This window comes from Pseudomonas sp. ITEM 17296 (assembly GCF_028895205.1).
In the GTDB taxonomy this organism is placed as follows: Bacteria; Pseudomonadota; Gammaproteobacteria; order Pseudomonadales; family Pseudomonadaceae; genus Aquipseudomonas; species Aquipseudomonas kermanshahensis.
In genome coordinates, this window is the sequence record NZ_WJRS01000079.1 from 1 (window position 1) to 657 (window position 657).

Below are 657 nucleotides of genomic sequence, written 5' to 3' on the forward strand. Positions count from 1 at the left end.
GTGTACGGCGCGCTGGTTTCGCCAGCCTTGATGGTCACAACCGCGTTGTTGCTCAGGGTCACGACCAAGTCGTGAGCCAGGGCAGTATTGATGTGAACGGTGAAGGTCGGTTTGACGTTCTCGGCGACCGAAACCTGATCGGCCGTGATGGTCACCTTGACCAGATCGCCTTCGTTGCCGGTACCCGGAGTACCCGAGCCCGGCTCATCGGTGACAGCAGTGCTGACCGGGGTCTTGTCCAGAACCAGGTTCTCGAACTTGCCGACATCGGTGCCATCCACCGAAGCGATCGACTTGATCACCGCGTCGTTGGTACCGACGTAGACGTTATCCGGAGCAGTCACGGTGGTGAAGCCGGTAGCGCTGTTGGCCGGGACCGTGATGACGGTGGTGCCGTCGCTCAGGGTGAAGGTCAGCGCCGAGTGCTTATCAATCGGCAGACCATCTTTGTTGGTCAGGGTAATGGTGTAGGTGATCGCACCACCTTCGGTGACCGAAGGGGTAGCGGTCAGCTTGGCCACCACGTCATCCGTGGTGTCAGTCACTTTGACCGACGCCGCGTCGCCCAGCTGCAGGTTCTCGAAGGCACGGCCATCGATGTCTACTGCCGACTTCACGCCCAACTCGATTTCACCGGCGTCTTTGTAGACGTCGTCG

The 657-nt window shown here is 60.1% G+C and carries 1 protein-coding gene; it reads right to left on the minus strand.

Features of this window, described 5'->3' with window-relative positions; all coding sequences use genetic code 11:
- Window positions 1-657 (minus strand): immunoglobulin-like domain-containing protein (locus GIB19_RS28125; protein ID WP_274888860.1); only part of this gene is annotated, 657 nt, incomplete at both ends.